Annotated in this window: 22 protein-coding genes and 1 pseudogene; 14 read left to right on the forward strand and 9 right to left on the reverse strand. The window is 60.3% G+C overall.

Going from position 1 to position 24,762, the window contains the following annotated elements; genetic code table 11:
- Positions 1 to 145 precede the first annotated feature (145 nt).
- Complete coding sequence (locus AC07NR_RS05280) at positions 146 to 2,056, forward strand: tyrosine-protein phosphatase (protein WP_495077976.1); 1,911 nt, start codon at positions 146 to 148, stop codon at positions 2,054 to 2,056.
- Between the two features lie 29 nt (positions 2,057 to 2,085).
- On the opposite strand, the gene AC07NR_RS05285 is transcribed toward AC07NR_RS05280, so the two are convergent.
- A complete protein-coding gene (locus AC07NR_RS05285) occupies positions 2,086 to 3,060 on the reverse strand; it encodes a helix-turn-helix transcriptional regulator (RefSeq protein ID WP_495077977.1) in 975 nt (324 codons plus the stop codon).
- An 82-nt stretch (positions 3,061 to 3,142) separates the two neighbouring features.
- Positions 3,143 to 4,048, reverse strand: coding sequence for a LysR family transcriptional regulator (locus AC07NR_RS05290; protein ID WP_096821669.1), 906 nt, complete (start codon positions 4,046 to 4,048; stop codon positions 3,143 to 3,145).
- A gap of 105 nt (positions 4,049 to 4,153) precedes the next feature.
- Here AC07NR_RS05290 and AC07NR_RS05295 point away from each other — a divergent pair, with 105 nt between their 5' ends.
- From AC07NR_RS05295 to AC07NR_RS05305, 3 genes are read left to right on the forward strand one after another with little or no spacing between them, the layout of a single operon-like run.
- Complete coding sequence (locus AC07NR_RS05295; RefSeq protein ID WP_495077978.1) at positions 4,154 to 5,881, forward strand: amidohydrolase; 1,728 nt, start codon at positions 4,154 to 4,156, stop codon at positions 5,879 to 5,881.
- 39 nt (positions 5,882 to 5,920) lie between these two features.
- On the forward strand, positions 5,921 to 6,994 hold the full coding sequence (locus AC07NR_RS05300) for a C45 family autoproteolytic acyltransferase/hydrolase (protein WP_495077979.1): 1,074 nt from the start codon (positions 5,921 to 5,923) through the stop codon (positions 6,992 to 6,994).
- 49 nt (positions 6,995 to 7,043) lie between these two features.
- Positions 7,044 to 8,390 (forward strand): MFS transporter, encoded by a 1,347-nt coding sequence (locus AC07NR_RS05305; RefSeq protein WP_495077980.1) that lies wholly within the window; start codon positions 7,044 to 7,046, stop codon positions 8,388 to 8,390.
- Positions 8,391 to 8,405: 15 nt separating this feature from the next.
- On the opposite strand, the gene mntP is transcribed toward AC07NR_RS05305, so the two are convergent.
- The 3 genes from mntP to AC07NR_RS05320 form a co-directional block, all read right to left on the reverse strand.
- A complete protein-coding gene (mntP, locus tag AC07NR_RS05310) occupies positions 8,406 to 8,969 on the reverse strand; it encodes a manganese efflux pump MntP (protein WP_495077981.1) in 564 nt (187 codons plus the stop codon).
- A gap of 208 nt (positions 8,970 to 9,177) precedes the next feature.
- The gene (locus AC07NR_RS05315; RefSeq protein WP_248741167.1) at positions 9,178 to 10,575 is read right to left on the reverse strand and encodes an ATP-binding protein; all 1,398 of its coding nucleotides are present in this window, start codon (positions 10,573 to 10,575) and stop codon (positions 9,178 to 9,180) included.
- Positions 10,572 to 11,234, reverse strand: coding sequence for a response regulator (locus AC07NR_RS05320; protein WP_119429240.1), 663 nt, complete (start codon positions 11,232 to 11,234; stop codon positions 10,572 to 10,574). Before AC07NR_RS05320 ends, AC07NR_RS05315 begins: the two co-directional genes overlap by 4 nt.
- A 170-nt stretch (positions 11,235 to 11,404) precedes the next feature.
- Here AC07NR_RS05320 and AC07NR_RS05325 point away from each other — a divergent pair, with 170 nt between their 5' ends.
- From AC07NR_RS05325 to AC07NR_RS05345, 5 genes are read left to right on the forward strand one after another with little or no spacing between them, the layout of a single operon-like run.
- Complete coding sequence (locus AC07NR_RS05325; protein ID WP_114882494.1) at positions 11,405 to 11,671, forward strand: PepSY domain-containing protein; 267 nt, start codon at positions 11,405 to 11,407, stop codon at positions 11,669 to 11,671.
- On the forward strand, positions 11,671 to 12,216 hold the full coding sequence (locus AC07NR_RS05330; protein ID WP_495077982.1) for a cytochrome b/b6 domain-containing protein: 546 nt from the start codon (positions 11,671 to 11,673) through the stop codon (positions 12,214 to 12,216). Before AC07NR_RS05325 ends, AC07NR_RS05330 begins: the two co-directional genes overlap by 1 nt.
- A 51-nt stretch (positions 12,217 to 12,267) precedes the next feature.
- Positions 12,268 to 13,563, forward strand: a complete 1,296-nt coding sequence (locus AC07NR_RS05335) for a sialidase family protein (protein ID WP_495077983.1) — start codon at positions 12,268 to 12,270, stop codon at positions 13,561 to 13,563.
- A complete protein-coding gene (locus tag AC07NR_RS05340; RefSeq protein ID WP_495077984.1) occupies positions 13,563 to 14,165 on the forward strand; it encodes a hypothetical protein in 603 nt (200 codons plus the stop codon). The genes AC07NR_RS05335 and AC07NR_RS05340 overlap by 1 nt, the downstream gene beginning before the upstream one ends.
- Positions 14,166 to 14,168: 3 nt before the next feature.
- Positions 14,169 to 16,202, forward strand: a complete 2,034-nt coding sequence (locus tag AC07NR_RS05345; protein ID WP_495077985.1) for an LTA synthase family protein — start codon at positions 14,169 to 14,171, stop codon at positions 16,200 to 16,202.
- 44 nt (positions 16,203 to 16,246) lie between these two features.
- Here the strand turns inward: AC07NR_RS05345 and AC07NR_RS05350 are convergent, their stop codons facing one another.
- Positions 16,247 to 17,929, reverse strand: a complete 1,683-nt coding sequence (locus AC07NR_RS05350) for an MFS transporter (RefSeq protein WP_134826597.1) — start codon at positions 17,927 to 17,929, stop codon at positions 16,247 to 16,249.
- 425 nt (positions 17,930 to 18,354) lie between these two features.
- Here AC07NR_RS05350 and AC07NR_RS05355 point away from each other — a divergent pair, with 425 nt between their 5' ends.
- Together AC07NR_RS05355 and AC07NR_RS05360 are read left to right on the forward strand one after the other, a co-directional pair.
- On the forward strand, positions 18,355 to 18,558 hold the full coding sequence (locus tag AC07NR_RS05355) for a hypothetical protein (RefSeq protein WP_495077986.1): 204 nt from the start codon (positions 18,355 to 18,357) through the stop codon (positions 18,556 to 18,558).
- A gap of 250 nt (positions 18,559 to 18,808) precedes the next feature.
- Positions 18,809 to 19,201, forward strand: a complete 393-nt coding sequence (locus tag AC07NR_RS05360; RefSeq protein ID WP_495077987.1) for a hypothetical protein — start codon at positions 18,809 to 18,811, stop codon at positions 19,199 to 19,201.
- Positions 19,202 to 19,257: 56 nt separating this feature from the next.
- On the opposite strand, the gene AC07NR_RS05365 is transcribed toward AC07NR_RS05360, so the two are convergent.
- Positions 19,258 to 19,953: a transposase gene (locus tag AC07NR_RS05365; protein WP_495077988.1), complete on the reverse strand. Its 696-nt coding sequence runs from the start codon at positions 19,951 to 19,953 to the stop codon at positions 19,258 to 19,260.
- 261 nt (positions 19,954 to 20,214) lie between these two features.
- A pseudogene (locus tag AC07NR_RS05370) lies at positions 20,215 to 20,325 on the reverse strand (hypothetical protein); the annotation flags it as partial.
- A 427-nt stretch (positions 20,326 to 20,752) separates the two neighbouring features.
- Between AC07NR_RS05370 and AC07NR_RS05375 the strand changes: the two are divergent.
- Entirely contained in the window at positions 20,753 to 21,070 is a 318-nt protein-coding gene (locus tag AC07NR_RS05375) for a hypothetical protein (protein WP_248741160.1), read from the forward strand.
- 109 nt (positions 21,071 to 21,179) lie between these two features.
- Here AC07NR_RS05375 and AC07NR_RS05380 read toward each other — a convergent pair whose 3' ends face one another.
- Complete coding sequence (locus tag AC07NR_RS05380; protein ID WP_495077989.1) at positions 21,180 to 21,563, reverse strand: DUF6124 family protein; 384 nt, start codon at positions 21,561 to 21,563, stop codon at positions 21,180 to 21,182.
- A 508-nt stretch (positions 21,564 to 22,071) separates the two neighbouring features.
- On the opposite strand from AC07NR_RS05380, the gene AC07NR_RS05385 reads away from it, so the two are divergent.
- On the forward strand, positions 22,072 to 22,452 hold the full coding sequence (locus AC07NR_RS05385; protein ID WP_495077990.1) for a RidA family protein: 381 nt from the start codon (positions 22,072 to 22,074) through the stop codon (positions 22,450 to 22,452).
- A 286-nt stretch (positions 22,453 to 22,738) separates the two neighbouring features.
- A complete protein-coding gene (locus AC07NR_RS05390) occupies positions 22,739 to 24,727 on the forward strand; it encodes a peptidase U32 family protein (RefSeq protein ID WP_085708386.1) in 1,989 nt (662 codons plus the stop codon).
- Positions 24,728 to 24,762: the final 35 nt, after the last annotated feature.

The following is a 24,762-nucleotide window of genomic DNA, read 5'->3' on the forward strand; positions in this document are numbered from 1 at the left end:
CAGGGATTTAGCCTGCCTGACGGACAGAATGCGCGTGCGCCGGACAGATCGCGCCGCCATTTACGCTTTTCGCAGATTTGCCATATTCAGTCACATTTCGTTGTAGATAGTGGGCAGCCCAACCGGTTTCCAATGAGGCTGCATCGTGTTTCCACGTCTTCTGTGTTCGCTGTCCGTTTTGAGTCTGTCCATTGCCGCCGCCCACGCGGCCGACCTTGATACCCCGCGCCTGCAGGGCATCGACAACTTCCGCGATGTCGCCGGTATCACCACGGCCTACTCGACGACCCATGACGGCACGATGCGCGCCGGTGTGTTCTACCGCTCCAACGCGCTGACGCCGACGGCATCGGATCTGGCGACCCTCAACGGTCTGGGGATCAAAGCTGTTTTCGACCTGCGCACCCCCAGCGAAATCGCAGCCACGCCGGACACCATGATCAGCGGCGCGACCTACCAGAACATCGACATCATCGGCGCCACCACCTCGGGCGCGAACATCACCACGGTCTCGTTCAAGAGCGCGGCCGATGCGATTGCGATGATGCAGGAGACCAACCGTGCGTTTGTCAGCGACGCCGGCATGCGCGGTCAACTGGGTGTGTTGTTCAACGAACTGGCGGGCGTCGACGGTGCCGCACTGTTCCACTGCACCGCCGGCAAGGACCGCACCGGCTGGACCGCCGCCGTGCTGCAAAGCATCGCCGGGGTCGACAACGCCACGATCATGAGCAACTACCTGGCGACCAACGACTACACCGCCGCCCGCGTGGCCAAGACGCTGGTGATGATGCCGCCGAGCATGGCCGCGGTTTACGCGCCGCTGCTGGGTGTGGAAGCGAGTTACCTGCAAGCGGGTCTGGATCAGGTGGCCGCGCAATACGGCAGCATGGACAACTACCTCAAACAGGGGCTGGGTCTGTCTCAGGAAACCATTTACGTGCTGCGCGGAAAAATGGTCGAGTACAACAGCCTGCCGGGTCAGGCCGGGCTGATCGGCAACGCCGCCGCCGGCGCACAATTGTTGCAGGAACTGCAGAACAGCAAACTGTCGGGCACCTACAGCGCCTACAACTACTACCTGCAATCGGCCATCGACGCCGGCACTCTGGGCGGTGTTGAATCCACCGTCGGCGGTCAGGTGCACGCCGATGCGGCCAGTTACCTGCTGCGTCAGAACGCAATGATCGAACAAGCCGCCGCGCCATTTGCCAGCGGCACCGACCTCAAGGTCGGCCAGTACCGTTTGTGGAGCACCGCGCTCGCCGGTTACCTGGGCACCGACGGTTCGGCCCATGCGCAAAGCAGCAACGAACACAGCCAGGGCCTGATGGTCGGCGTCACCCAGCGCTTCTCCGAGCAACTCAGTGCTCGCGGCGGGATCGGTTACAGCAAAGGCACCGTCGGCGGGGCAGGGGGCGAGGCTGATACCGAATTCACCTTCCTCAATCTGGGTGCCCGTTATGGCTTCACCAGTCTGGAACGTGGTTTGTTTGCCGATGCGAACATAAGCGCCGGTTACGTCGATTACGACAGCAAGCGCGACCTCGGCGGCGGCCTCGGCTCGGCGAAGGGCGACACCCACGGCAATCTCAGCGGCGCCACGCTGGCGCTGGGTTATCGCCTGCCGATGAACGATATGGTTCTGGAGCCGAGCCTCGGTGTGCGCGTCAGTCGTCTCGATTTGTCGGGTTTCCAGGAGAAGGGCAGTGAACTGGCCCTCGACGTCGACGGCCTACAGCAAACCCGCCGCAGCGCCGTGGCCAATCTCGACGTTTCGTTCGCCCCGATGCCGATGGGCGCGTGGCAACTGGTGCCGGGTGTGCGGGTCGGCTACGAGCGTGTGCTCGGTGATCATCAGGTCGACAGCGAAGGCCATCTGCTGGGGCTGGATATCGAACAACGCGCGGCGTTCGACAACCGCGATCAGTTCAGCGGCGGCGTCAACCTGATGGCCAACCTCGGCGCCATGAGCCTGGGCGCCGAAGTCGGTGCCAGCGGCGGGGGCGACAGCCACGGTTTCAGCGGCGGGCTCAAGGCCAGTTATCAGTTCTGATCAACCGAAGGTGAAGAAAAAGGACTGCCTCAGCGCAGTCCTTTTCGCATTTCTGCGGGGCTCACGCCGTAGGCGTCCTGAAAATACTGGCAGAACCGGCCGACGTTGCTGAATCCGTATTGCAGGGCCACGTCGGTCACCGAAGACGATTGGCCGTGCTTCAGCGCAGCGCAAGCACGCTCCAGACGCACCTGCCGCTGGTACGCGACAATCGAGGTGCCGACGAACCGCCGGAAGCCTTCCTGCAACGCCCGCAGGCTGACGTTCACCAGCCCCGCCAGATCCGTCCCGCTGACCAATTGTTCGGGATGCGCCTGAATGTACTCGATAGCCTGTTTCACATGCCGAGGTGCGATCTGCACCTCAGGTCGACGCAAGGCCTCGCTGAAATTGTGCGGCCAGGCTTCCAGCACGGCGTCCACCAGCATCTCCCGCAGGCGCGAAGGCATCAGCGAACCGGCGTTCAACAACAGGTCGAATTCGGTACCGGTGGCCAGGTCGATCAATGCGCGAATGCCCTGAAACGCCGGGCTGTTCAGATCCACCCTCGGCTCGAAATGCAGCTTGTGCACGATCGGTCGGCCCAGCAGCGACGACAGGCGCTCGGTGAGCGCTGCGCGGCTGATCGACATGCCGTGCTGGGCATGATTGTCGACGAAACGCATCGAGCGCAGATCCGCCTTGTCGATGGCCAGCCCGATGTGCGGCATGCCGAGCGATTCGGTCGAGTCGTTGAAGATGATCCGGCCGGCGGTGGGAATCACGAAGGTGATTTCATCGTAGGACTCGGGGAACGCCACGGTGAAATCACCCCGGTAATGCATGCGGCGGAAACTGACCCCGTCGTGCCGTCCGTAGACGCCGCCGATGATGATGTCCTTGGGCGGCGGCGGTGTATCGCCATAACGATTGCCGAACATGCGGGAGAACAGCGCGCCGAAGTCATCGCAGGACATGTCGGCGGATCTGAGGATGATGGTCTGGCGCGTCGGGCTTGAGTACACCGGGAAGGTCACCTTGGCAGTCGGGGCAAAGAGGCGCGAGGACGTTAGCAACCGAGAATGACAGCGACATGACACAAACGGATTACGCCGCTTGCCAGTGCGCCTTCAGGAAATCGATGAACACCTTCACCTTGCGTGTATTGCGCCGATGGGCCTGATACAGCACGTAGATCCAAGGCCCGAAGGCGCTGGGTTCACGCCAGTATTCGGGCATCAACTCCACCAGTTCGCCCCGGGCGAGATACGGCGCGGCGCTCCACTGCGGGAGAAATTGCAGGCCCTGGCCGTCGAGCAGGCAGGCCAGCAGGAAATCGTAATTGTCACTGGCGATGCGCGGGGTCGGCTGGGTCATGCGCAAGCGTCGTTCGCCCTGTTTGACCCACCAGAAATGCCGGTTGAGCAGCGGGTGACGGAAGATCAGCCAGTCGTGCTGGTGATAGTTGTCCAGCGACACATCGCTGCCCTTGCGCGCCAGATAGGCCGGGCTGGCGCAGAGCTGCACGCGGTTTTCCACCAGCGGTTGGGCGATGACTCCCGGCAGATCGATCGGCCCGTCTCGCAGCGCCAGGTCATAGCTGCCATCCACCGGATCGTCGTAGTTGTCGCTCAGATCCACTTCCAGATTCACCTGCGGGTGCTCGTTCAGAAAGCGGCAGCACACCTGATTGAGAAAGGCCGGGGCGAAGGAGGGCGGGGCGATGATGCGCAACTCACCGCGCAATTCGTGTTTGAGCTGTTCGACGCCTTCGCTGGCCAGTTGCAGTTGCAACAGCGCCTGACGCGCGCCTTCCAGATAGATCCGCCCGGCCTCGGTCAGCGCCATGCGTCGTGTCGTGCGGTCGAACAAACGGCTGCCGAGTTCCTCTTCCAGTTGCGCCACGGCCTTGGTCAGGGCCGACGGCGTGTTGCCGAGCACCTCGGCGGCTCGGCTGAAATTACCGTGTTCGGCGGTGGCGACGAACATGGTCAGGGCGCTCATTTTGTCCATTGATCTATTCCTGATGGGCACAGAAGTTGTGCGTGAGACGGCATTCAGTTATCCGGCGGGCTTGGCTAATCTGGCCTCAGCCTAACAAAAATAACGAGAACGCTCATGAAGCAGCTTCTGACCCTGATGGTGTCGTCCGCACTGGCCTGTGCCTCGCTGGAAAGTCTGGCGGCCACCGACCTGATCCTGCACAACGCGAAAATCTACACCGCCGAACCCGGCCAGCCGTTGCAGCAGGCCGTCGCCATCGAGGGCGACAAGGTGGTGGCGGTCGGCTCGGACGTGCAGGTGCTGCGCCTCAAGACCGCCGACACCCGGCTGATCGATCTGGGCGGCAAAGTGGTGATGCCCGGTTTTATCGACTCCCATTCCCACACCCTCAAGGGCGGCCTGCAAATGCTGCAGGCCAATCTCGACGGGCAGATGCTGCCGCTCGATGAACTGGAATCGCGCTTGCGCCAATGGCGTGAGGACGGCAAGGCCCGGCGCGGCGAATTCCTCAGCGTCGGCGGATTGCCCTCGACTTACTGGAACCAGATCGACGCGCTGGAACAGCGCTTTAATCAGGGTGAGTGGGCCGATCAGCCGTTGTTGCTGCTGGGCTGGGACCTGCACACCGGCTGGGCCAATCAGGCGATGCTTAAACGCGCCGGCATCGATGCGGCGCGCATCCAGGCGCTCAAGCCCGAAGAGAAAGACACCCTCGGCCATCACCCAAACGGACAACCGAACGGCTTTATGGTGGACGCCGGGCTCTATCCCGTTCAGGCCCTGTTGCCGCCGCCGACCGATGAAGCGCTGCTGGCGGGCGGTCGCGCCGCGCTGGATTACTACAAAAGCCTCGGGATCACCGGGTGGATGGACCCGCTGGCCAACGAACTGCCCGGGGCCGACGTGAAAAACGACTCGCTGGGCGTGCTGCCGACGTACAAGAAGCTTTCGGAAAACGGCGAGCTTACTGCCCATGTCGCCGCATTGCTGATGGCGGATTCGAAGGCTACACCTGCGGATCTCGATGAACTGGACAAGGTCCGCCAGCAGTTCCTCGGCGTACATAACCTGACCCTGCCGGGCATCAAGGTGTTCGCCGACGGCGTGGCCGAATCGCCCGCGCAGAGTGCCGCGATGCTGGAGCCTTACAAGAATTCGAAAAAATCCGGCGAGTTGCTGATCGATCCGGCGCACTTTGGCGAACTGGTCAGCGCCGCCGACGCCCGTGGCTGGCTGGTGCACATCCACGCCATCGGCGACCGCGCGGTGCGTGAATCACTCAATGGCATCGAACAGGCGCGCAAGGATCGCCAGAGCGGCATCGCCCATTCCATCACCCATCTGCAAATGGTCAACCCGAAAGAATTCGCCCGCTTCAAGGCACTGAATGTCATTGCCTCGATGCAGATGTACTGGGCCAGTGCCGATGAATCGAGCATGGATCTGGTCAAACCCTACGTCAGCGCCATGGCCTTCATGTACACCTACCCGGCGCGTTCGCTGCTCAAACAGGGCGCGACCATCGCCGGTGCCAGCGACTGGCCGATCACCACGCCGGAACCCTGGAAAGCCATTTACCAGGCCGTCAGCCGCAAAGGCCCGAAAGGCGTGCTCAACGCCGCCGAAGACATCGATCGCCAGGTCATGTTCCAGGCCTACACCCTGAACGCGGCCAAGGTCCTGCGCCTGGAGGACAGCATCGGCTCGCTCAAGCCCGGCAAGCAGGCCGACCTGATCGTGCTCGACCGCGATGTGTTCACGGTCGCCCCCGAAGCCCTGCGCGACACCCAGGTGCTCAACACCTTTTTCGCCGGTCGTGAAATCTATCGCCGCCAGCCGTAAGCCGCACTCCGATTACAACGCCAAAAAGGAAAACCTTTCGTGAACCTTCATTGCTTCGTCACCGACACCCGCAACCCGCAAACCCGTGGGCACCAGATCGGTGATGCCTTCAGCGCGCAGATTCGCCAGACCGTTGCGCTGTACCTCGACTTTTTCAATCAACTCGACATCCCGCCACAGCAAGTGCGCGCCATCGGCGAAGCCAGCCTGAAAGCCCTGGAAGACTGGAGCCCGGCACTGGCCGAGGAAATCGTCGCCATGGCCGAAGGCGCGGATCTGCCGCTGTGGCAACTCGCGGCCCTGAACGCCCGCACTGAAATCCTGGCGGTCATGCCCTCGAATGAAGGCGAATGCTCGACCGCCGTGTTCGCGCCCCATGGCCCACAGGCGCCGAAAACCATCCAGACCTGGGACTGGCACGACACGCTGGTGCCCAACGGCCTGATCCTGCAACTGACCACCGACGCCGGGATGACCGTCAAGCTGTTCACCGAATTCGGCATGCTCGGCAAGATCGGCGTCAACAGCGCCGGGCTCGGGCTGCACTTCAACATCCTTCACCATGCCAGCGACAACGGCAGCGGCGGGGTGCCGGTGCACGCGATAGCGCGGCGGATTCTGGAGCAGGCCCGCAGTGTCGATGAGGCCATCGAACTGGCGTGTTCGGCCCGGGTCAGTGCGTCCACGGTGCTGACGGTGTTCTCTCGCGAAGACTCGAAAATCCGCGCCTGCAGCATCGAAATGTCGCCTGCCGCCACCGCCGTGGTGCTGCCGAACGCCGAAGGCTGGATCACCCACACCAACCATTTCCTCGACCCGGAGCTGGGCGCTGGCGAACGCACGCCGGACGCCTCGACCACCTACGCGCGCATCGATCACGTCAACGCCTTGCTGAACGACATGACCGAGGGCGACATCGTGCGCCGGGCCGATGCCATGTGCGGCGCGGCCGGCGAGGAAGCACCGATCTGCTTCCATCCCGACCTGAGCATGCCGGCCACCGAGCGCTGGGAAACCTTGCTGACCATCGGCATCGACACTGAACACTGCGTGCTCGAATTCGCCGCCGGCAACCCGAAACAGCTGTCCCGCAACGGTTACCAGCGCTTCTGAAACCCTTGCAGCAACGCCCCAAAAAACAACAACAAGAGGAGCACCCCACATGGCCAGTCACCCTGGACGCACGGCGGGTTCACCGTCGGCACTGAGAACATTCTTCGTCTCCGGCATGGGCACCGCCCTGGAGTTCTATGACTTCGTGATCTACGGGACCGCCGCCGCACTGGTGTTCCCCAAGGTTTTTTTTCCGCAGATGGACCCGCTCACCGCGACCCTCGTAGCCTTTGGCGCGTTCGGCGCGGGGTTCTTCGCCCGGCCGTTGGGTGGCATGGTGTTCGGGCATTACGGCGACAAACTCGGTCGGCAGAAAATGCTGGTGATCACGCTGCTGTTGATGGGGCTCAGCACCTTCCTGATCGGCTGCTTGCCGGGTTACGCCACAATCGGCGCAGGAGCACCTGCGTTGCTGGTGCTGTTGCGGTTGGTGCAGGGTTTTGCCGCCGGGGGCGAGTGGGGCGGTGCTGCGTTGTTCGGCATCGAATCGGCACCCGTGGGGCGTCGAGGGTTGTGGGGCAGTTTCACCAGCATGGGCATCGGCATTGGCGGGATTCTCGGCTCAGCCGTGTTCGCCGTGGTCAGCGTGGCAGCGAACGATGACCTTGCCGGTTTTGCCTGGCGCATTCCGTTCTGGCTGGGCGGCGTGCTGGTGCTGATCGGGCTCTATGCGCGGTTGCAGAAACCGGCGCAGTCGCTGGGCGAGTCAAAGGGACACGGGCGCATGCCGTTGATTGAAGCGTTGCGTGCGCGACCTCGGGCCATGTTGCTGTGTACCGGCATCGCGTTTGGTTACGTGACCATCGCCTACATCGGCAGTACGTTCTTCCTGTCCTACGCCACACAACTGGGCTACGGCAGCACCGATGCGCTGATTTTCGACATCGCGTTGTCCGTCGCCATCGTCATCACCGCGCCGCTGTTTGCCTTGCTTTCCGACAGGATCGGCCGACGCAAAGTGATGATCCTCGGCGCGTTCATCATGGCTTGCGGATTCTTCGTGTTCTTTCCGTTGGTAGGGTTGAAAAGCCTGTTGGTATCGACGTTCGCCTACATCGTGATCGGTGCGTTCATGGGCGCGACGCAGGGGCCGATCCCGGCGTTTCTGGCCGAGCAGTTTCCACGGGACATGCGTTATTCAGGGATGTCGGCGGCGTACCAGATCGGTGCCGCGCTGGGAGGCGGGACGGCGTCGAGTGCGGCCACGGCCATTCTGATTGCCAACAACCACAATGCGTTTGGCGTTGCGGTTTACGGAGCGGTGGCGCTGGGGATCGTGGCCGTCTGTTCGTTCTTCCTCAAGGAAACCGCGCACTTGAGCCTGGAACAAATCGACGCGCCATCGGGCGGCGCGCCGATCTCTGCACCGGCGCCGGGGCGTTTGCAAACCCCCTGACACCGGCGTTCGGGATCAAGCCGAAAGGTGTTCGTAGAGAATCGTCGCGCCGACGATCATCAGCACCACGCCACCGACGATTTCCGCACGCTTGCCGACCACGGTGCCCAGCACCCGACCGAGCATCACGCCAATGGTGACCATGGTCATGGTCGCCAGGCCAATCGCGGCAGCGGCTACCCAGATGTTCACATCGATAAACGCCAGGCCGACGCCGACGGCCAGGGCGTCGATGCTGGTGGCCACGGCGGTGACGGCGAGAATGAAGAACGAGTGCTGCCCCGGTTTTTCTTCTTCGGCTTCCTCGTGCTTGAGGCCGTTGTGGATCATGTGCAGACCCAACGCGACCAGCAGGGTGAAGGCGATCCAGTGGTCCCAGCTTTCCACCCAACGGGTGGCGGCCTGGCCGATGAACCAGCCGATGACCGGGGTGATTGCTTCGATGACACCAAAGATCAAACCGGTGCGCAGGGCTTCGGTCAGACGCGGTTTGTGCAGGCTGGAGCCTTTGCCGATGGCGGCCGCGAAGGCATCCGTGGACATGGCGAGTGCGAGGAAGATCAGGGAAACAGGATTCACGGGCAATACTTCCAGTCGGGCCATGAGTCAACGACACAACCACACGCCCGACTTTCGGCATGGATGTGTCGTCGGTCTCACCAACCCGAAGGTGTTCGCACCACGGCATGTTGCCGAATATGTTGATACGAACGCTTCCGAGGGGCTCGGAAGCAGGTTACTCCCCAACGAAGGCCCGGATCATAGGCAGGCAAACATGAAAATTTCGTTAAATGCCCGGCGCAGGTTCGGTTGACCCCGCAGGGATTAGCAGCTCGGCGCACAACCCGCCTTCAGGCCGGTTGTACAGCTGCAGGGTGCTGCCGATCTTGCTCACGATCATCTGCACGATGGCCAGCCCGAGACCGGCGCCGTTGGCGTGGCCCTCGCTATAGAAGCGTTCGAACAACCGCGCGTATTGCTGCTCATCGATGCCGGGGCCGGCATCTTCGACGCTGATCGACACCGAACCGCAAGCCTGTGGTTGCACCTGAACCCGCACCTCGCTGCCGGGCGGGGCGAAGTTCAGCGCATTGGTTACCAGATTTTGCAGAGCGATGGCCAGCGCCACCGGATCGGTATCGACCGGGCAGTGATGATCGCTGTCGAGGATCAACTCGACGTCTTTTTCCAGGGCCAGCGGCGTCAGCTCGGCCAGCTCCTCGCGCACCAGCGCGGTCAGTTCGACGCGGGCGTTTTGCGGGGATGCCAGACGCGGTTCGATGCGTGCCATGGTCAGCAACTGGCTGGCGATGCGCGTGGCGCGGTCCACGGCGCTGACCAGAAACTCCAGCGCTTCCTCGCGTTGTTGCGGGGTGTTAGCCAATTGCGCGTTCTGCGCATGAATCCGCAGGATCGCCAGCGGCGTGCGCAGCTCGTGGGCAGCGTCGGCAATGAAACGCCGTTCCCGGGCCAGCAGGTTGTCGATCTGTTGCAGCAAGCGGTTGAGCGCGGTCTGCATCGGCTCCAGGTCCTGAGGCAGGGGGCTCAGGTGCAGGGGTTTCAAGGTGTCGGTGTCGCGGCCGCGAATCGACTGGGCCATGGCGCGCAACGGCTGCAAGCCCCAGCCGATCGCCAGCCAGATCAGGATGGTCAGCAGCGGCACGCCGATCAGGCTCGGCCACAGGGTATGGCCGACGATGCGGGTGATCAGGTCCTGGCGGATGTCGTCGCGCTCGCCGACCCAGATCAACAGGCCTTGTCGCGGATCCTGAAGCAGGAAGGCGCACCAGTCGCGGCCGTTTTCCATCAGGTCATGGGCGCCGAGGGTGGCGGGTGGTGCATCCAGAATCGGCGCTTCGGCCGAGCGCATCAGCAACTGGCCGTCATTGCGCCAGACCTGAAAGGTCAGGCGTGTTTCGTAAGGGTGAGCAGCTTCGCCATCGCCGTCACCGTCCCGGCTCATCGCTTCGTCGAAGGCCTGATGCAGGCGCTCCCAATCGTTGTCGCCGGGTGCGCGCTGGGCCAGCACGCCTTGCAGCAGGCGGGCGCTTTGCGCCAGTTGGGCATCGTAGATTTCTTCGATTTCGTGGTGGCTGTAGCGCAACACTGCCCAGCTGATCAGCACATCGCCGAGTAGAACCAGAAACAGCACCGGCAGCAGAATTCGTGCGCGAATCGAGTTCATGGTTTGAGCTCCACGACGTAACCCACGCCGCGCACGGTGCGGATCAGTTCGGCGGAGAGTTTCTTGCGCAGGTTGTGGATCAGCACTTCCAGGGTGTTGCTTTCGACCCGTTCCTGCCAGCCATACAGCGTGCGCGACAGGCGCTCGCGGGTGACGACTTTGCCGGGGCGGGCCATCAGTTGATGCAACAGTTGATACTCCATCGGCGTGACCACCACTGTGCTGCCGCGCCAGGTGACTTGCTGGCTGATCGGGTCGAGGCAGACGCCAGCGTGTTCCAGCACCGGTTGCGCACGGCCCTGACTGCGCCGCAGCAAGGCACGGATGCGCGCCTTGAGTTCATCGACATCGAATGGCTTGACCAGATAATCGTCAGCGCCGGCATCCAGCCCGGCGATGCGTTCGGCGGTGCCGTCGCGGGCGGTGAGGATCAGCACCGGCAAATCATGCTGGCTGGCGCGCAATTGTTGCAGCAGCGCCAACCCGTCGAGCCTTGGCAGGCCGAGGTCAAGCAGCAACAGATCGAAGCTTTCGCTGCGCAACGCATGCAGCGCACTGACGCCATCCTGCAACCAGTCGAGGGTGTAACCCTCGTTGCTCAGGGCGACGCGGATGCCCTGGCCGAGGGCGCGGTCATCTTCGACCAGAAGTAGGCGCATGGCATTTTCTCTGTGGGAAATCGGGCGCGTGTCCGGCGGCATCATGCCGCTCGCCTCGCTGCCGTGGCAGCCCCTGAACCGGCGAAGATGTTACGACTCGTTGCCAACTAAGCTTTCGTTAAGCTTGGTTTTGCACAGTGAGGCCTTTCCCATCCAGCGAGAGTGCTTCCATGCGCAAACTTGTGCTGTTGTCCCTGATTGTCGCCAGCCCCCTGGCCGTCGCCGGCCCGCAATGCACCACGGCCGAACGTTCGCAGTGGCAGGACCAGAAGGCGTTTCAGGAACAGCTGAAATCCCAGGGTTATGAAATCAGCAAGTTCAAGGTCACCGACGGCAACTGCTACGAGATCTACGGCTTCGACAAGGACAAGCGCAAGGTCGAGATCTACCACGATCCGGTCAGCGGCAAAGCGGTGAAAACCGAGATCAAGGGCTGATGCCACGCGAGTCCCTGCGCCTCTGGGACCCGGTGGTGCGGGTGTTTCACCTGTCCATCGCCGGGGTCTTCGCCGCCAACTACTTCTTCAATGAAGCCGGTGACGACTGGCATGTCTGGCTCGGTTATTACGCCATGGGCTGGCTGCTGGTGCGTCTGGTGTGGGGATTCGTCGGGCCGCGCAGTGCGCGCTGGTCGGACTTCTGGCCGACGCCGTCACGGCTGGCGGCCCATGCCCGGTCGCTGATTGCCGGGCGGCCCGAGCATCGTCTCGGGCATTCGCCGATCGGTGCGCTGGTGATGATAGCGATGCTGCTGGCGATGCTGACTGTCGGTGTCAGCGGCTGGGCCATGGAAGAAATCGATGCCCTGTGGGGCGCCGACTGGCCGCTGCAAGTCCACGAAACCGCCGCCGATGCGTTGCTGGCGCTGGTGATCGTGCACATCGTGGCGGCGCTGTTTGAAAGTGTTCAAGTGCGCGACAACCTGCCGTTGTCGATGCTCACCGGTCGCCGGCGTCGTTTGCCGGACGATCCGGGCCCGTGACAGGGATGTCCTTTCGATGGTTTGCCATCTCGTAACTGCCATGAGCTGCCTATGCGTGCCTTGTCCTTTCGTTTGAAATTCGTTGTCGCCGCGCTCGCCGTGAGCCTGATTTTTATCGCGGCGTGGCGCAGTCACCCGGAGCATGTGCTGGCGCCGTTCGCAGTTGAAACGCCTGCGGTCCAGGCTTCGGCGAATGCGGCCGAGCCGATGTACAGCAGCCGTTTCGTGTCCTCGGAACTGGATGATTTCGTGCATTCGTCTTCGCTCACCGCGCTGCCCGGCGGCGACCTGATGGCCGTGTGGTTCGCCGGCTCCCGCGAAGGTGCCGCCGACGTGCAGATCCGCACCGCGCGCTTCAACGCCAAAACCGCAGAGTGGGGCGCCGAACAGGTGCTGGCCACCCGCGAATCCACCGTCGCCGGCACCCAGCGCTACATCCGCAAACTCGGTAACCCGGTGATCGCCCTCGCGCCGGATCAGCGCTTGTGGATGTTCTACGTGTCGGTGTCCGTCGGTGGCTGGGCCACCAGTGCGATCAATGTGATGGTTTCCGATGACCTGGGGCGCAACTGGACCGCGCCGCGACAGTTGATCACCTCGCCGTTCTTCAACATCAGCACTTTGGTGCGCGCCGCGCCGGTGTTCCATGCCGACGGCTCCATTGGCCTGCCGGTGTATCACGAGTTCATGGGCAAATTCGCCGAGTATCTGTATCTGAGCGCGGACGGCGCGGTGATCGACAAATTCCGCATCAGCCGGGGCAAGCATTCGCTGCAACCGACCATCGTGCCGCAGGACGAGCGCCGCGCCGTGGCGATGCTGCGTTATGCCGGTGAAACCCATCACAAGGTGCTGGCCAGCCGCACCGAAGACGCCGGGCAGACCTGGAGCGAACCCTATCCGCTGGAACCGGCCAACCCCAATTCGTCGCTGGCGGCAGTGGGCACGGCTGATGACGGCCTGCTGGTGGCGCTCAATGATCTGCGTGACGGTCGCTTCAAGCTCAGCCTGTATGGCACCGATGCCAATCTCAACGACTGGCGCAACGTGATCGAACTCGACCAGTCCCCCGATCCCCTCGGCCAGCCGTTTTCGCCCGAGGCCTACAAGGCAATCATCGGCGAAGGCTTTCGCGCCTCCAGCGGCGCCCAGCGTTTGCCACTGGAACAACGTTTCCTGAGCAACCTCGACTACCGCGTGTGCAAGCCCGAAGGCTGTGAATTCGAGTACGAATACCCGTACTTCAGCCGTGGCAGCGATGGCCTGTATCACCTGGTGTATTCCTGGAACAACACTTTCATCAAACATGTCAGCTTCAACGATGCCTGGCTGGCGGAGCGCCTGTGATGCTGTTTCTCTGGCAAGCCCATTTGAGTTTCATCCTGCTCGGTTTTGTTCTGCTGGGTTCCTTTCAATTCACCCAACGCTGGCGTCCGTGGCTGTTACCGGCGCTGGCACTGGTCAGCTTCATTCCGCTGGGCGGCTTGCCGCTGGCGGCGTATGTGCGCAGCTTTACCGATGATCTGGCGATCACCACGCTGGTGTTTCTGGGCTGGGCCGCGTTGTTGCGCCTTGGTGTGGTTCCCCAACTGAAACCGCTGACACGGGGCCAGATTCTGGGACTGTTCGTGGTGCTGACGGCGCTGTTGTACCCGGCGACGATGGGTCTGACCTATGTCGATCCTTACCGATGGGGCTTCAATCCACGGCCGATGATCGTGCTTATCGGGTTGGCGACTTTGGCGCTGCTGTGGCTGCGCAACATGCTCGGCGTCGCGATGCTGGCACTGGCCACGTTGGCATTCGCGCTGCGCCTCAAGCCTTCGGAAAACTACTGGGATTACCTGGTCGACCCTTTGCTGGCGGGTTATTGCCTGATCGCCGGATTTGGACTTTGCATTAAGACCGCGTGGCAATTCCTGCCATCTCAACGAACAACACAGAGGTAAACGATGGGGTGGTTGCAATCGCGTCGCCTGCGCTATGGCGTGGGCGTGACAGGTTTGGCGTTTCTGCTGTTTGCCTTGCTGCGGCTGGTGTTCCTGATCGGGTTTTCCGGGGTGGATGCCGCGCAGTTCTTTGCCGATCCGCAATGGCTGCAAACCCTGGGCATCGGCTTTCGTTTCGACCTGAGGCTGGCGCTGTTGCTGGTGCTGCCATTGGCGGTGGTCGCGTGGCTGCCGCACTGGAATCTGACCACGGTGCCGCTGTTGCGCGGTGTGGCCCGGGTTTATCTGCTGCTGGCGTTGGGGCTGATCGGTCTGGTGTACATCATCGACTTCGGCCATTACGCCTACCTTGGCGTGCGGATCAACGCCACGGTATTGCGTTATCTGGACGATGCGCAGATTTCGCAGCAGATGGTTTGGGAAACCTATCCGGTATTCTGGATTGCGCTGGGTTGGCTCGCCGTTCTGGCGCTGTGGTCCTACGGTTTTGTGCGGCTGGAACGGCTGACGCTGGCTCGTGAACCTCGGGTGATTCGCCGCAGCTCAATCGCCGTGGGCACGGGGCTCGGCGTGGTGGCCGTCCTGCTGGCGCTGTTGGGTCGGGTCGACAAGCTCAACCTGGAAAACCCGGTGCCGCTGCGCTGGAGCGATGCGTTCTTTTCCGGCAACGGACAGATTGCCGCCGTGGGCCTGAATCCGGTGCTGTTCCTCTATGACACTCTGAAGGCGGGGCAGGCGCAGTTCGACGAGGCGCAGGTGCGGGCGCATTACCCGGTGATTTCCAGTTATCTGGGTGTGGACCGTCCGGATGTGCAAAACCTCACATTTGAGCGTCGGCAATCCGTGCAGCCCTACAACGTCGCGGCCGAGCGTGCACCGAACGTGATGTTTGTCATGCTCGAATCCCTCGGTACCAGCGCGGTGGGTGCATACGGAAACCCGTTAAATCCGACGCCTAACCTGGATCGGCTGGCAAACGAGAGTTGGTTCTTCAAACATTTCTACGTCCCGGTCACCGGCACTGCGAAAACCGTGTGGGCGAGCATCACCGGCGTCCCCGACGTCACCCGGCAGGAGACCGCCACCCGCCATCCGCTGATCACCAACCAGCGCACGCTGATCAATGCCTTCACTGATTACCAGAAGCTCTACATGATTGGCGGCAACGCCGGTTGGGCCAACATCAATGCGCTGATCCAGCAAAGCATCGACGGCGTGCGCCTGTACGAGGAACGCGACTGGCGTTCGCCACGGGTGGATGTGTGGGGGATTTCCGATCTGGATCTGTTCAAGGAGGGCGATGAGATTCTGCGCGCACTGCCCAAGGACAAACCGTTCTTTGCCTACGTGCAAACCTCGGGCAATCACCGGCCGTTCACCATTCCAAAGGAAAACGACGGCTTCGAAGTCAGCAATCTGTCGCTGGAGCAGGTGCAAAACGCCGGCTCACGCAGCGTCGAGCAATACAACGCGGTGCGCCTGCTGGACTTCAACATCGGTCGCCTGATGGAACTGGCCAAGGCTGGCGGCTACTACGACAACACGATTTTTGTGTTCTTCGGCGATCACAACACGCGCATCAGCCGCATCCCGCACATGCCGCCGGCCTTCGAACAACTGGGGCTGGAAAGTAATCATGTGCCGATGCTGATTCATGCGCCGGGGCTGCTCAAGCCGAAGGTGATCGAAGAGGCGGTGGGGCTTGCCGATTTGCTGCCAACCGTGGCGGGCATGGCCGGCGTGGCTTTCGAGAACGGCACGATGGGCCGCGACCTGCAGCAACCGTCGCCCGAAGGCGAGCGGGTGGTGCCGTTGGTTTTGCGCGAAGGGACATTCCCGCTGATCGGCGGGGTGACCAAGGACCATCTCCTGCAGATGCAACACGACGGCAGCGCGCCGACGTTGCATAACCTGAAATCGGCGACACCGCTGGAGAACGTCGCCGAGGCGCATCCTGAGGAATTTCAGAGACTGGTCGAGTTGACCCGGGGACTGCATGAAAGCGCACGGCTGATGCTGTATCGCAACGTGCGTTGAAACGAGCGGCGGCCCTCTCTCTATGAAAGAGGGCCGCCACGGTTTCAGGTGTGATGGATGTCGCGATCCTTGGTTTCCGGCATGAAGAAGATACCGAGAATCGCCGTCATCACCGCGATGACAATCGGGTACCACAAGCCGTAGTAGATATCCCCGGTGGCCGCGACCATCGCGAACGCCACCGTCGGCAGGAAGCCGCCGAACCAGCCGTTGCCGATGTGATAGGGCAGCGACATCGAGGTGTAGCGGATGCGCGCCGGGAACAGCTCGACCAGCCATGCCGCAATCGGGCCGTAAACCATGGTCACGTAGATCACCAGCACGGTCAGCAGGAGCAAGACCATCGGGTAATTGGTCTTGGCCGGGTCAGCCTTTTCCGGGTAACCGGCCTCTTTCAATGCGGTGCCTAGGCTGGCGGTGAAGGCGTCGTTGCGGGTCTTGAAGTCGGCGGCCGGCAGGGCGGTACCTTCGAAGCTTTCGATGACCTTGTCGCCGATACGTACTTGGGCCACGGTGCCCGGTTCCGCCACCACGTTTTCGTACGGGATCGCCCGTTTGGCCAGGATGGTTTTCGCCAGATCGCAGGAGCTGGTGAATTTGGCCTTGCCCACCGGATCGAACTGGAACGAACACTGGTCAGGGCTGGCGACCACTTTGACCGGGTTCTTTTCCTGAGCGATGAACACGTCGGGGTTACCGTACTGGGTCAGCGCATGGAAAATCGGGAAGTAGGTCACCGCCGCCAGAATGCACCCGGCCATGATGATGCCCTTGCGCCCGATGCGGTCGGACAGACTGCCAAAGATCACGAAGAACGGCGTGCCGATCAGCAGCGAGCCGGCGATCAGCAGGTTGGCGGTCTGCGGGTCGATCTTCAGGGTTTGCAGCAGGAAGAACAGCGCGTAGAACTGCCCGGTGTACCAGACCACCGCTTGCCCGGCGGTGCCGCCGAGCAGGGCCATGATCACGATTTTCAGGTTGTCCCAACGGGCGAAGGATTCGGTCAGCGGCGCTTTCGAGGCCTTGCCTTCGGCCTTCATCTTCATGAACACCGGCGACTCGTTCAGTTGCAGACGGATGTACACCGACACCGCCAGCAGCAGGATCGACAGCAGAAACGGAATCCGCCAGCCCCAGGCCTCGAACGCCTCGGTGCCCAACGCGGTGCGGCAGGCCAGAATCACCAGAAGCGACAGAAACAGCCCCAGCGTCGCCGTGGTCTGAATCCACGAGGTGAAATACCCGCGTTTGCCCTTCGGTGCATGCTCGGCCACATAGGTCGCCGCGCCGCCGTATTCACCGCCCAGCGCCAGACCTTGCAGCAACCGCAGGGTAATCAGAATGATCGGCGCCGCGACCCCGATGGTCGCGTAACCCGGCAGGAAACCCACAATCGCCGTCGACACACCCATGATCACAATCGTGATCAGAAACGTGTGCTTGCGCCCGATCATGTCCCCCAGCCGCCCGAACACCACCGCACCGAACGGCCGCACCGCAAAACCGGCGGCGAAGGCGAGCAGGGCGAAGATGAACGAAGTGGTCTCGTTGACCCCGGCGAAAAAGTGCTTGGCGATGATCGCGGCGAGGGAGCCGTAGAGGTAGAAGTCGTACCACTCGAACACCGTGCCGAGGGACGAGGCGAAAATGACCTTGCGCTCCTCCTTGCTGACACTGTGGTGCGGATGCGGCGCACTGCCGGTGGACATGCTGTCGAGTACGGCCATGGGGGTTCTCCGTCGTGCTTGTTGTTGTAGGCCGGAGCACTTCATCAACGTCGCGTACCCGTGGCCTTTGGTTGCTGCTGGAGCAGGTGGTTCGTGGAGCGTGCACAGACTCTCGACCTCGCGGGAGGGCGGGGTTTCTTTGAGCATAATTGGGATTGGGGGGATATCCAGTTGGGAACGGTGTGGGTGGGGCGAAATGGAGATGGATTGGCTGGTTCGGGGAGGGGATGAGTTAAATGAGCCTGCGCCCGTAGTCTCTTATGGTTATTTAGAGTTTTGGTTGTTCTGAATAAGTATAAAAACTGTCATTTCTATCAGGTGTGATTGCGGCTATTTGTGTTGATACTTTGCTTGTGGGTGAGGCGCAGAAAATAAATCTGTCCCCGTTGAATTGCTAACTGCCTAGATTGCAAGGGGTGTGTGTTATGGCGAAGTTAAATATGAGTGATACGTCGGAAGATAGTACTGGTCAAGCCGAGGCCTCGGAGGCAGATAGTGTGTCGCCAACCTCCACTTCTGGGCGAATGATCAAGCTTGGATTGTCTATTGATGATACAGATGAACCGAGCGAGGCTCCTGAGGATATGCCGGAACTTGATAATGATTCAGGCATGGAGGAAGTAGATTAAAAGTTAAACAAAGGTGAACAAAATCAAAAGGGGATAGAGTTATTTAATAAATCAAAAGAAAACCAAAAGGGGACAGATTTATTTAATCAACCAAAAGGGGACAGATTTATTTAATCGTCCCCTTTTGATTTTGAGTGGTAGCGGCGACTAACCTCGCCAGGAAAATCAAAAGGGGACAGATTTATTTGATCGCCACTTTTGACGATAAGCAGTTTTATCTGGGCGTCCTCGCCGTTAAGGAGGAGAACTTATGAGTTACCTTGGCGCAAGTATGGCTTTTGTGTTTTTTATCGCTTCAGGTGTGCCGGTAGTTCTACAGGCAGCACCGACCACCTGCGATGGAGTGTCAGCACTTCTGACAACACCCGACGTGGCGGCAGGGAGCCCCATTGGGGTTGAATTGACTGTGGACGATGATCTACAGGGGAAAGTTAGCTGTGCGGTGCAGTTCATTGGTGAGCAAGGACGGAATTCAATACTCACCTCAACTTATCAGGCATTCTCGGCGGCGAAGACAGTCATAACGGTCAAAACGAAACCAACGACTACTATTAGCAATTACAAGGGTACTCTTTTGTGCTTTGTAAGTGACGTTCAATGTGATGAAAGGGTGGAGGGGATGTTGGACTTGTACGCTCCCTGATTCAAAAATATTAACATCAAAAGGGGACAGATTTATTTAATCGCCCCCTTTTGACGTTAAGCATCTTTTTCGGGCCGTCCTCGCGCTCTGAAGTCAATTCGTTTTCCGGTGATTTTCTCGATCTCGTCGACGAATCTCGTGTTTCCAGTCAGTTGGCTCCGCTGAAGTGCACCCCTTATGAGTTGCAATTCATTGGTGGGTGTCGCCATCTCAATAAACGATTTATAGCGTTCTCGCCGTATGGCATCCGTAGGCCCCAGCTCCAGAAAACAGGGATCTTTGTCCAGCCATGTGGATGCAGAGAAATCGCTCAGGCGCAGAGCAAAACTTGACCAGCGATAATCTTCTGCACGCGCCACCATCCGGGCCCGCACCGGGTTTAGCTCGATGTAGCGACTGCAAGCCAGTAGATAAGTGTCGGATTGAACGACACTGGATTTGTAGCGACTTTCCCACAGCGTCCCGGTCCTCCCCTCTACCTTGTTGCGATACCGCGTCATCCGTCCGGCGAGGGCTTTCATGAGCTGTCCAAGGCTGGACGTTGATTCCCCAGGGGCGAGCAGCAAGTGGACATGGTTGGTCATCAAGCAGTAGGCATAAACTTTTATACCTAATGCTTCTTTGAGTTCGCGCAGGTCAGAGAGATAGCGTTCGAAGTCAGCTGGCGCGGCGAATACGACCTGCCTGTTGTGGCCGCGCTGCACGATGTGGTGCGGGTAGTGGGGTAGCACGATGCGTCCCGTTCTGGGCATGAGTCTTCCTACGTCCTTGTTTTGACGGATGAAGTTTAGAAGGTGGTGAGGCTGAAGCTGGTGGGATGTGTCAGAGAATGTATCCGCTTGGGCTGAGAGGGTGAGTTAAATAAGTCTGTGCCTGCTACCTCTTATGATTGTTCAGAATTTTGGTTGTTCTGAATCAGTATTAAAAACTGTCATTTCTATCAGGTGTGGTTTTAGGCCTTTATGTCGATACTTTTTCGGGTGGAGGGTCGGAAAATAAATCTGTCCCCTTTGTTCGAACACCGTGCCGAGGGAGGAGGCGAAGATGACCTTGCGCTCCTCCTTGCTGACACTGTGGTGCGGATGCGGCGCACTGCCGGTGGACATGCTGTCGAGTACGGCCATGGGGGTTCTCCGTCGTGCTTGTTGTTAGAGGCCGGAGCACTTCATCAACGTCGCGTACCCGAGGCCTTTGGTTGGTGCTGGAGCAGGTGCTTCGTGGAGCGTGCACAGACTCTCGACCTCGCGGGAGGGCGGGGTTTCTTTGAGCATAATTGGGATTGGGGGGATATCCAGTTGGGAACGGTGTGGATGGGGCGAAATGGAGATGGGTTGGTTGGTTCGGGGAGGGAATGAATTAAATGAGTTTGCGTTCGTGGTTTTTATAGTTATTCAGAATTTTTGTTGTTCTAAATAAGTATTAAAACCTGTCATTTCTATCAGGTGTGTTTGTGGGTATTTATGTTGATACTTTGCTTATGGGGGCGCAGTAATTAAATCTGTCCCCTTTGATTGTCTTTGTTGGTTGTATTGTCTGTTGGAGGGTGTGGTTGTGAAAAAATTACTGTTGATGAATCTTCCCTCGGAAGAATTACTAACGGATTCAGATCTTCAAGCAAAGCTAAGGGTTATGGGAATTGGTTTTGATGCTATTCAGATCGACAGGTCAAAATCAAAGGCATTGGTATATGTGAATGATTCCGAGAAGCTGCGGGGAATCTTGGGGTATACCGAGGATGTCATCGTTTCAGACTTTTTGGATTCGACTTCGGCTTTGTTTGATGAAAGATATAGTAGGGCGCACCACGGTATTATGGTTGGCATGGGGCAAAAAGATGCTTATGTAGGGGATGAGGCTCAGTCGAAATAAATTAGGTCAAAAGGAATTAAAAGGGGACGGAATTAAAAGGGGACAGATTTGTTTAATCGTCCCCTTTTGATGTTGAGTGGTAGCGTAAATGAGACTTTACCGGTGCGACTTATTCCGTCGGCACAACTTTATCCAACACCCGATTCACCGCCAGCTCCGCCAGCATCACAACCTGCGCAATACCCTGCGCGGTCTTGCGGTGAGGCCCTTGGAGCAGGTCGGCGAAGTTGTGGAGCATGACGTTGGCCGAGCCGAGGGTTTCGACGGCGTCGACCAACAGGGATTCGTTGTTGCTGGCCGGGTTGGTCTGGTAGAGGCGGTTGGGGGAGTAGGGCGCGGCCATCATGTGGGCTGTCATCGGGCCGAGGTGGTAGTCGAGGGCGCGGTTGGCGGCTTCGTTGAATCTCTTGGAGTCAGGGCATTCGTAGGGGGACGTTGGGTCGGTGATGCTGGCCGGTTCGGTGACCGGGGGATTCGGTGTAATTTTGAACATATTCATTCTTTTCCTGTTTTGAAGCCGCCAGACCCGAGCTACTAAACAGGGGTGGAGGCAGCTGTGCGCAGGTTAGTAGACCGGGGAAAAGAAGAAAGCCGGCGTGCCCGAGGGCACCCTACGCACAGCCACCATCAAATCCAGGCATGGGAATACCTGACTGACAGACACCTGTGCACTCTTCAATTACCAACGGGCTACTAAACCCGATCACTGGAAATCAGTGACCCGATCCAAGTTACCGGCCGACCCCAAGGCGCACAAGCCGGCGGATTCTGGCGTAGCCGTAGGCTCTGGCGCAAGGATTTGTGGGCAATTGCGCGTAACTCCTGGTGTCTTTAAACACACGCATCGAAACGTGTTTGGCGGCCGACAAAACACACCGAAACATCCGTCAGAACCCACCCCGAAAACCGCCATGGCTTCAAACCCGCCGCCGTGTCTGTAAACTGGCCGCCCGATACGGCGCGCGATGGCGCCGTCCTCACTGCCAGCGAAGGACTTTCCCATGGCCAACCAAGACATCACCTACACCCCGGACCCGGATGCAGACTCGATCTCTTCGGACGTGACCGAATTCAACGGCATCCTGATGTCGACCCAGATTCCGACCCGCGCCGACGGCAGCCTGGAACTGGGCGACGTCACTGCGCAAAGCGAATGCACGTTGCAGGCATTGAAAGTTGCACTGGAAAAGGCCGGCAGCTCGATGGACCGGGTGCTGCACCTGACCATCTATTTGACCGATATGGCTGATCGCGCTGCGTTCAACGAAGTGTACAAGCGCTACTTCGCCAAGCCATGGCCGGTGCGTGCAGCGGTGGGCTTGGCGGCGCTGGCGGTTGAAGGGATGAAGGTGGAAGTCACCGCGATGGCCGCCAAGGCCTGATTTAGCCCCGTGACACTTCCCTGTGGGAGCGAGCTTGCTCCGGGCGGCGATCCGACGATGGCGTCGTGTCAGGCAATACGCCTCTAGCTGATATACCGCTATCGCTGGCAAGCCAGCTCCCACAGGTTTTTGGGTGTCTGCGGGATCTGGGGCAAGCCAGCTCCCACAGGGATTGCGATGCTCCCGGAATTGTCGGCAGTTGCCACCCGGCAGCACAGGCGTGCCGGCCACGCGTTTCGCGGCTACAATGCGCGCCTCGACCGTGACAGCCTGACTAAAAAAACATATGTCCTTGCCCAAACATCACCTGGAACTGCTCAGCCCCGCCCGTGACGTGGCCATCGCCCGCGAGGCCATCCTGCATGGCGCCGACGCGGTGTACATCGGCGGCCCGAGCTTCGGTGCGCGCCACAACGCGTGCAACGAGGTGAGCGAAATTGCCGAACTGGTGGAATTTGCCCGTCGCTACCACGCGCGCATCTTCACCACCATCAACACCATCCTGCACGACAACGAACTGGAGCCGGCGCGCAAGCTGATCCATCAGTTGTACGACGCCGGCGTCGATGCGCTGATCGTCCAGGACCTGGGCGTGATGGAGCTGGACATTCCACCCATCGAGCTGCACGCCAGCACCCAGACCGATATCCGCACACTTGAGCGGGCGAAGTTCCTCGATCAGGCCGGTTTCTCGCAACTGGTGCTGGCCCGTGAACTGAACCTCAAGGAAATCCGCGCGATCGCCGATGAAACCGATGCCGCCATCGAGTTCTTCATCCACGGCGCCTTGTGCGTGGCGTTTTCCGGTCAGTGCAACATTTCCCACGCGCAGACCGGGCGCAGTGCCAACCGGGGCGACTGCTCCCAGGCCTGCCGTCTGCCGTACACCCTGAAAGACGAAAAGGGTGGCGTGATCGCCTACGAAAAACACCTGCTGTCGATGAAGGACAACAACCAGAGCGCCAACATCCGCGCGCTGGTCGAGGCCGGTGTGCGTTCGTTCAAGATCGAAGGTCGCTACAAGGACATGGGCTACGTGAAGAACATCACCGCCTATTACCGCCAACGCCTCGACGACGTGCTCAACGACCGCCCGGACCTGGCCCGCGCCTCCAGCGGCCGTACCGCGCATTTCTTCATGCCGGACCCGGAAAAGACCTTCCACCGTGGCAGCACCGACTACTTCGTCAGCGAGCGCAAGATCGACATCGGCGCGTTCGATTCGCCAACCTTCACCGGTCTGGCGGTGGGCACGGTCGAGAAAGTCGGCAAGCGTGACATGCAGGTCATCACCCACGAGCCGCTGTCCAACGGCGATGGCCTCAACGTGCTGGTCAAACGCGAAGTGGTGGGTTTCCGCGCCAACATCGCCGAAGCCAAGGGCGAGTTCGAGGAAGAAGGCGAGAAGCGCTACCGCTACCGCGTCGAGCCGAACGAAATGCCGGAAGGCCTGTACAAGTTGCGCCCGAACCACCCGCTGAACCGCAACCTCGACCACAACTGGCAGCAGGCCTTGCTCAAGACCTCCGCCGAGCGTCGTATCGGCGTGAGCTGGCTGGCGAAGCTGCGTGAAGAGCGTCTGGAATTGACCGTGACCAGCGAAGAGGGCATCAGCGCCAGCGTTGCGCTGGACGGCCCGTTCGGCGTCGCCAACAAACCGGAACAGGCGCTGGACACCTTGCATGATCTGCTCGGCCAGCTCGGCACCACCGAGTACCACGCGACCTCGATCAAACTGGATGCGCCGCAAGCGTTCTTCATCCCGAACTCGCAGCTCAAGTCGTTGCGCCGCGAAGTGATCGAAGCGCTGACCGCCGCCCGCGTTGCCGCCCACCCGCGCGGTTCGCGCAAGGCCGAGACCACGCCACCGCCGGTGTATCCGGAAGCGCACCTGTCGTTCCTGGCCAACGTCTACAACCAGAAGGCCCGCGACTTCTATCACCGTCACGGCGTGAAGCTGATCGACGCGGCGTACGAGGCCCATGAAGAGGCGGGCGAAGTGCCGGTGATGATCACCAAGCACTGCCTGCGGTTCTCCTTCAACCTGTGCCCGAAACAGGCCAAAGGCGTGACCGGCGTGAAGACCAAAGTCGCACCGATGCAGCTGATTCACGGCGACGAAGTTCTGACCCTGAAGTTCGACTGCAAACCCTGCGAAATGCACGTGATCGGCAAGATGAAGGGCCACATCCTGAATCTGCCGCAGCCGGGCAGTGTGGTGGGGCATATCAGCCCTGAAGACCTGATGAAGACCATTCCTCGGGCGCCGCACTGATTAGCAGGCAATAAAAAACCGGTGACGAAAGTCAC

The sequence above is a fragment of the Pseudomonas sp. GW821-FHT09C09 genome (assembly GCF_059418105.1).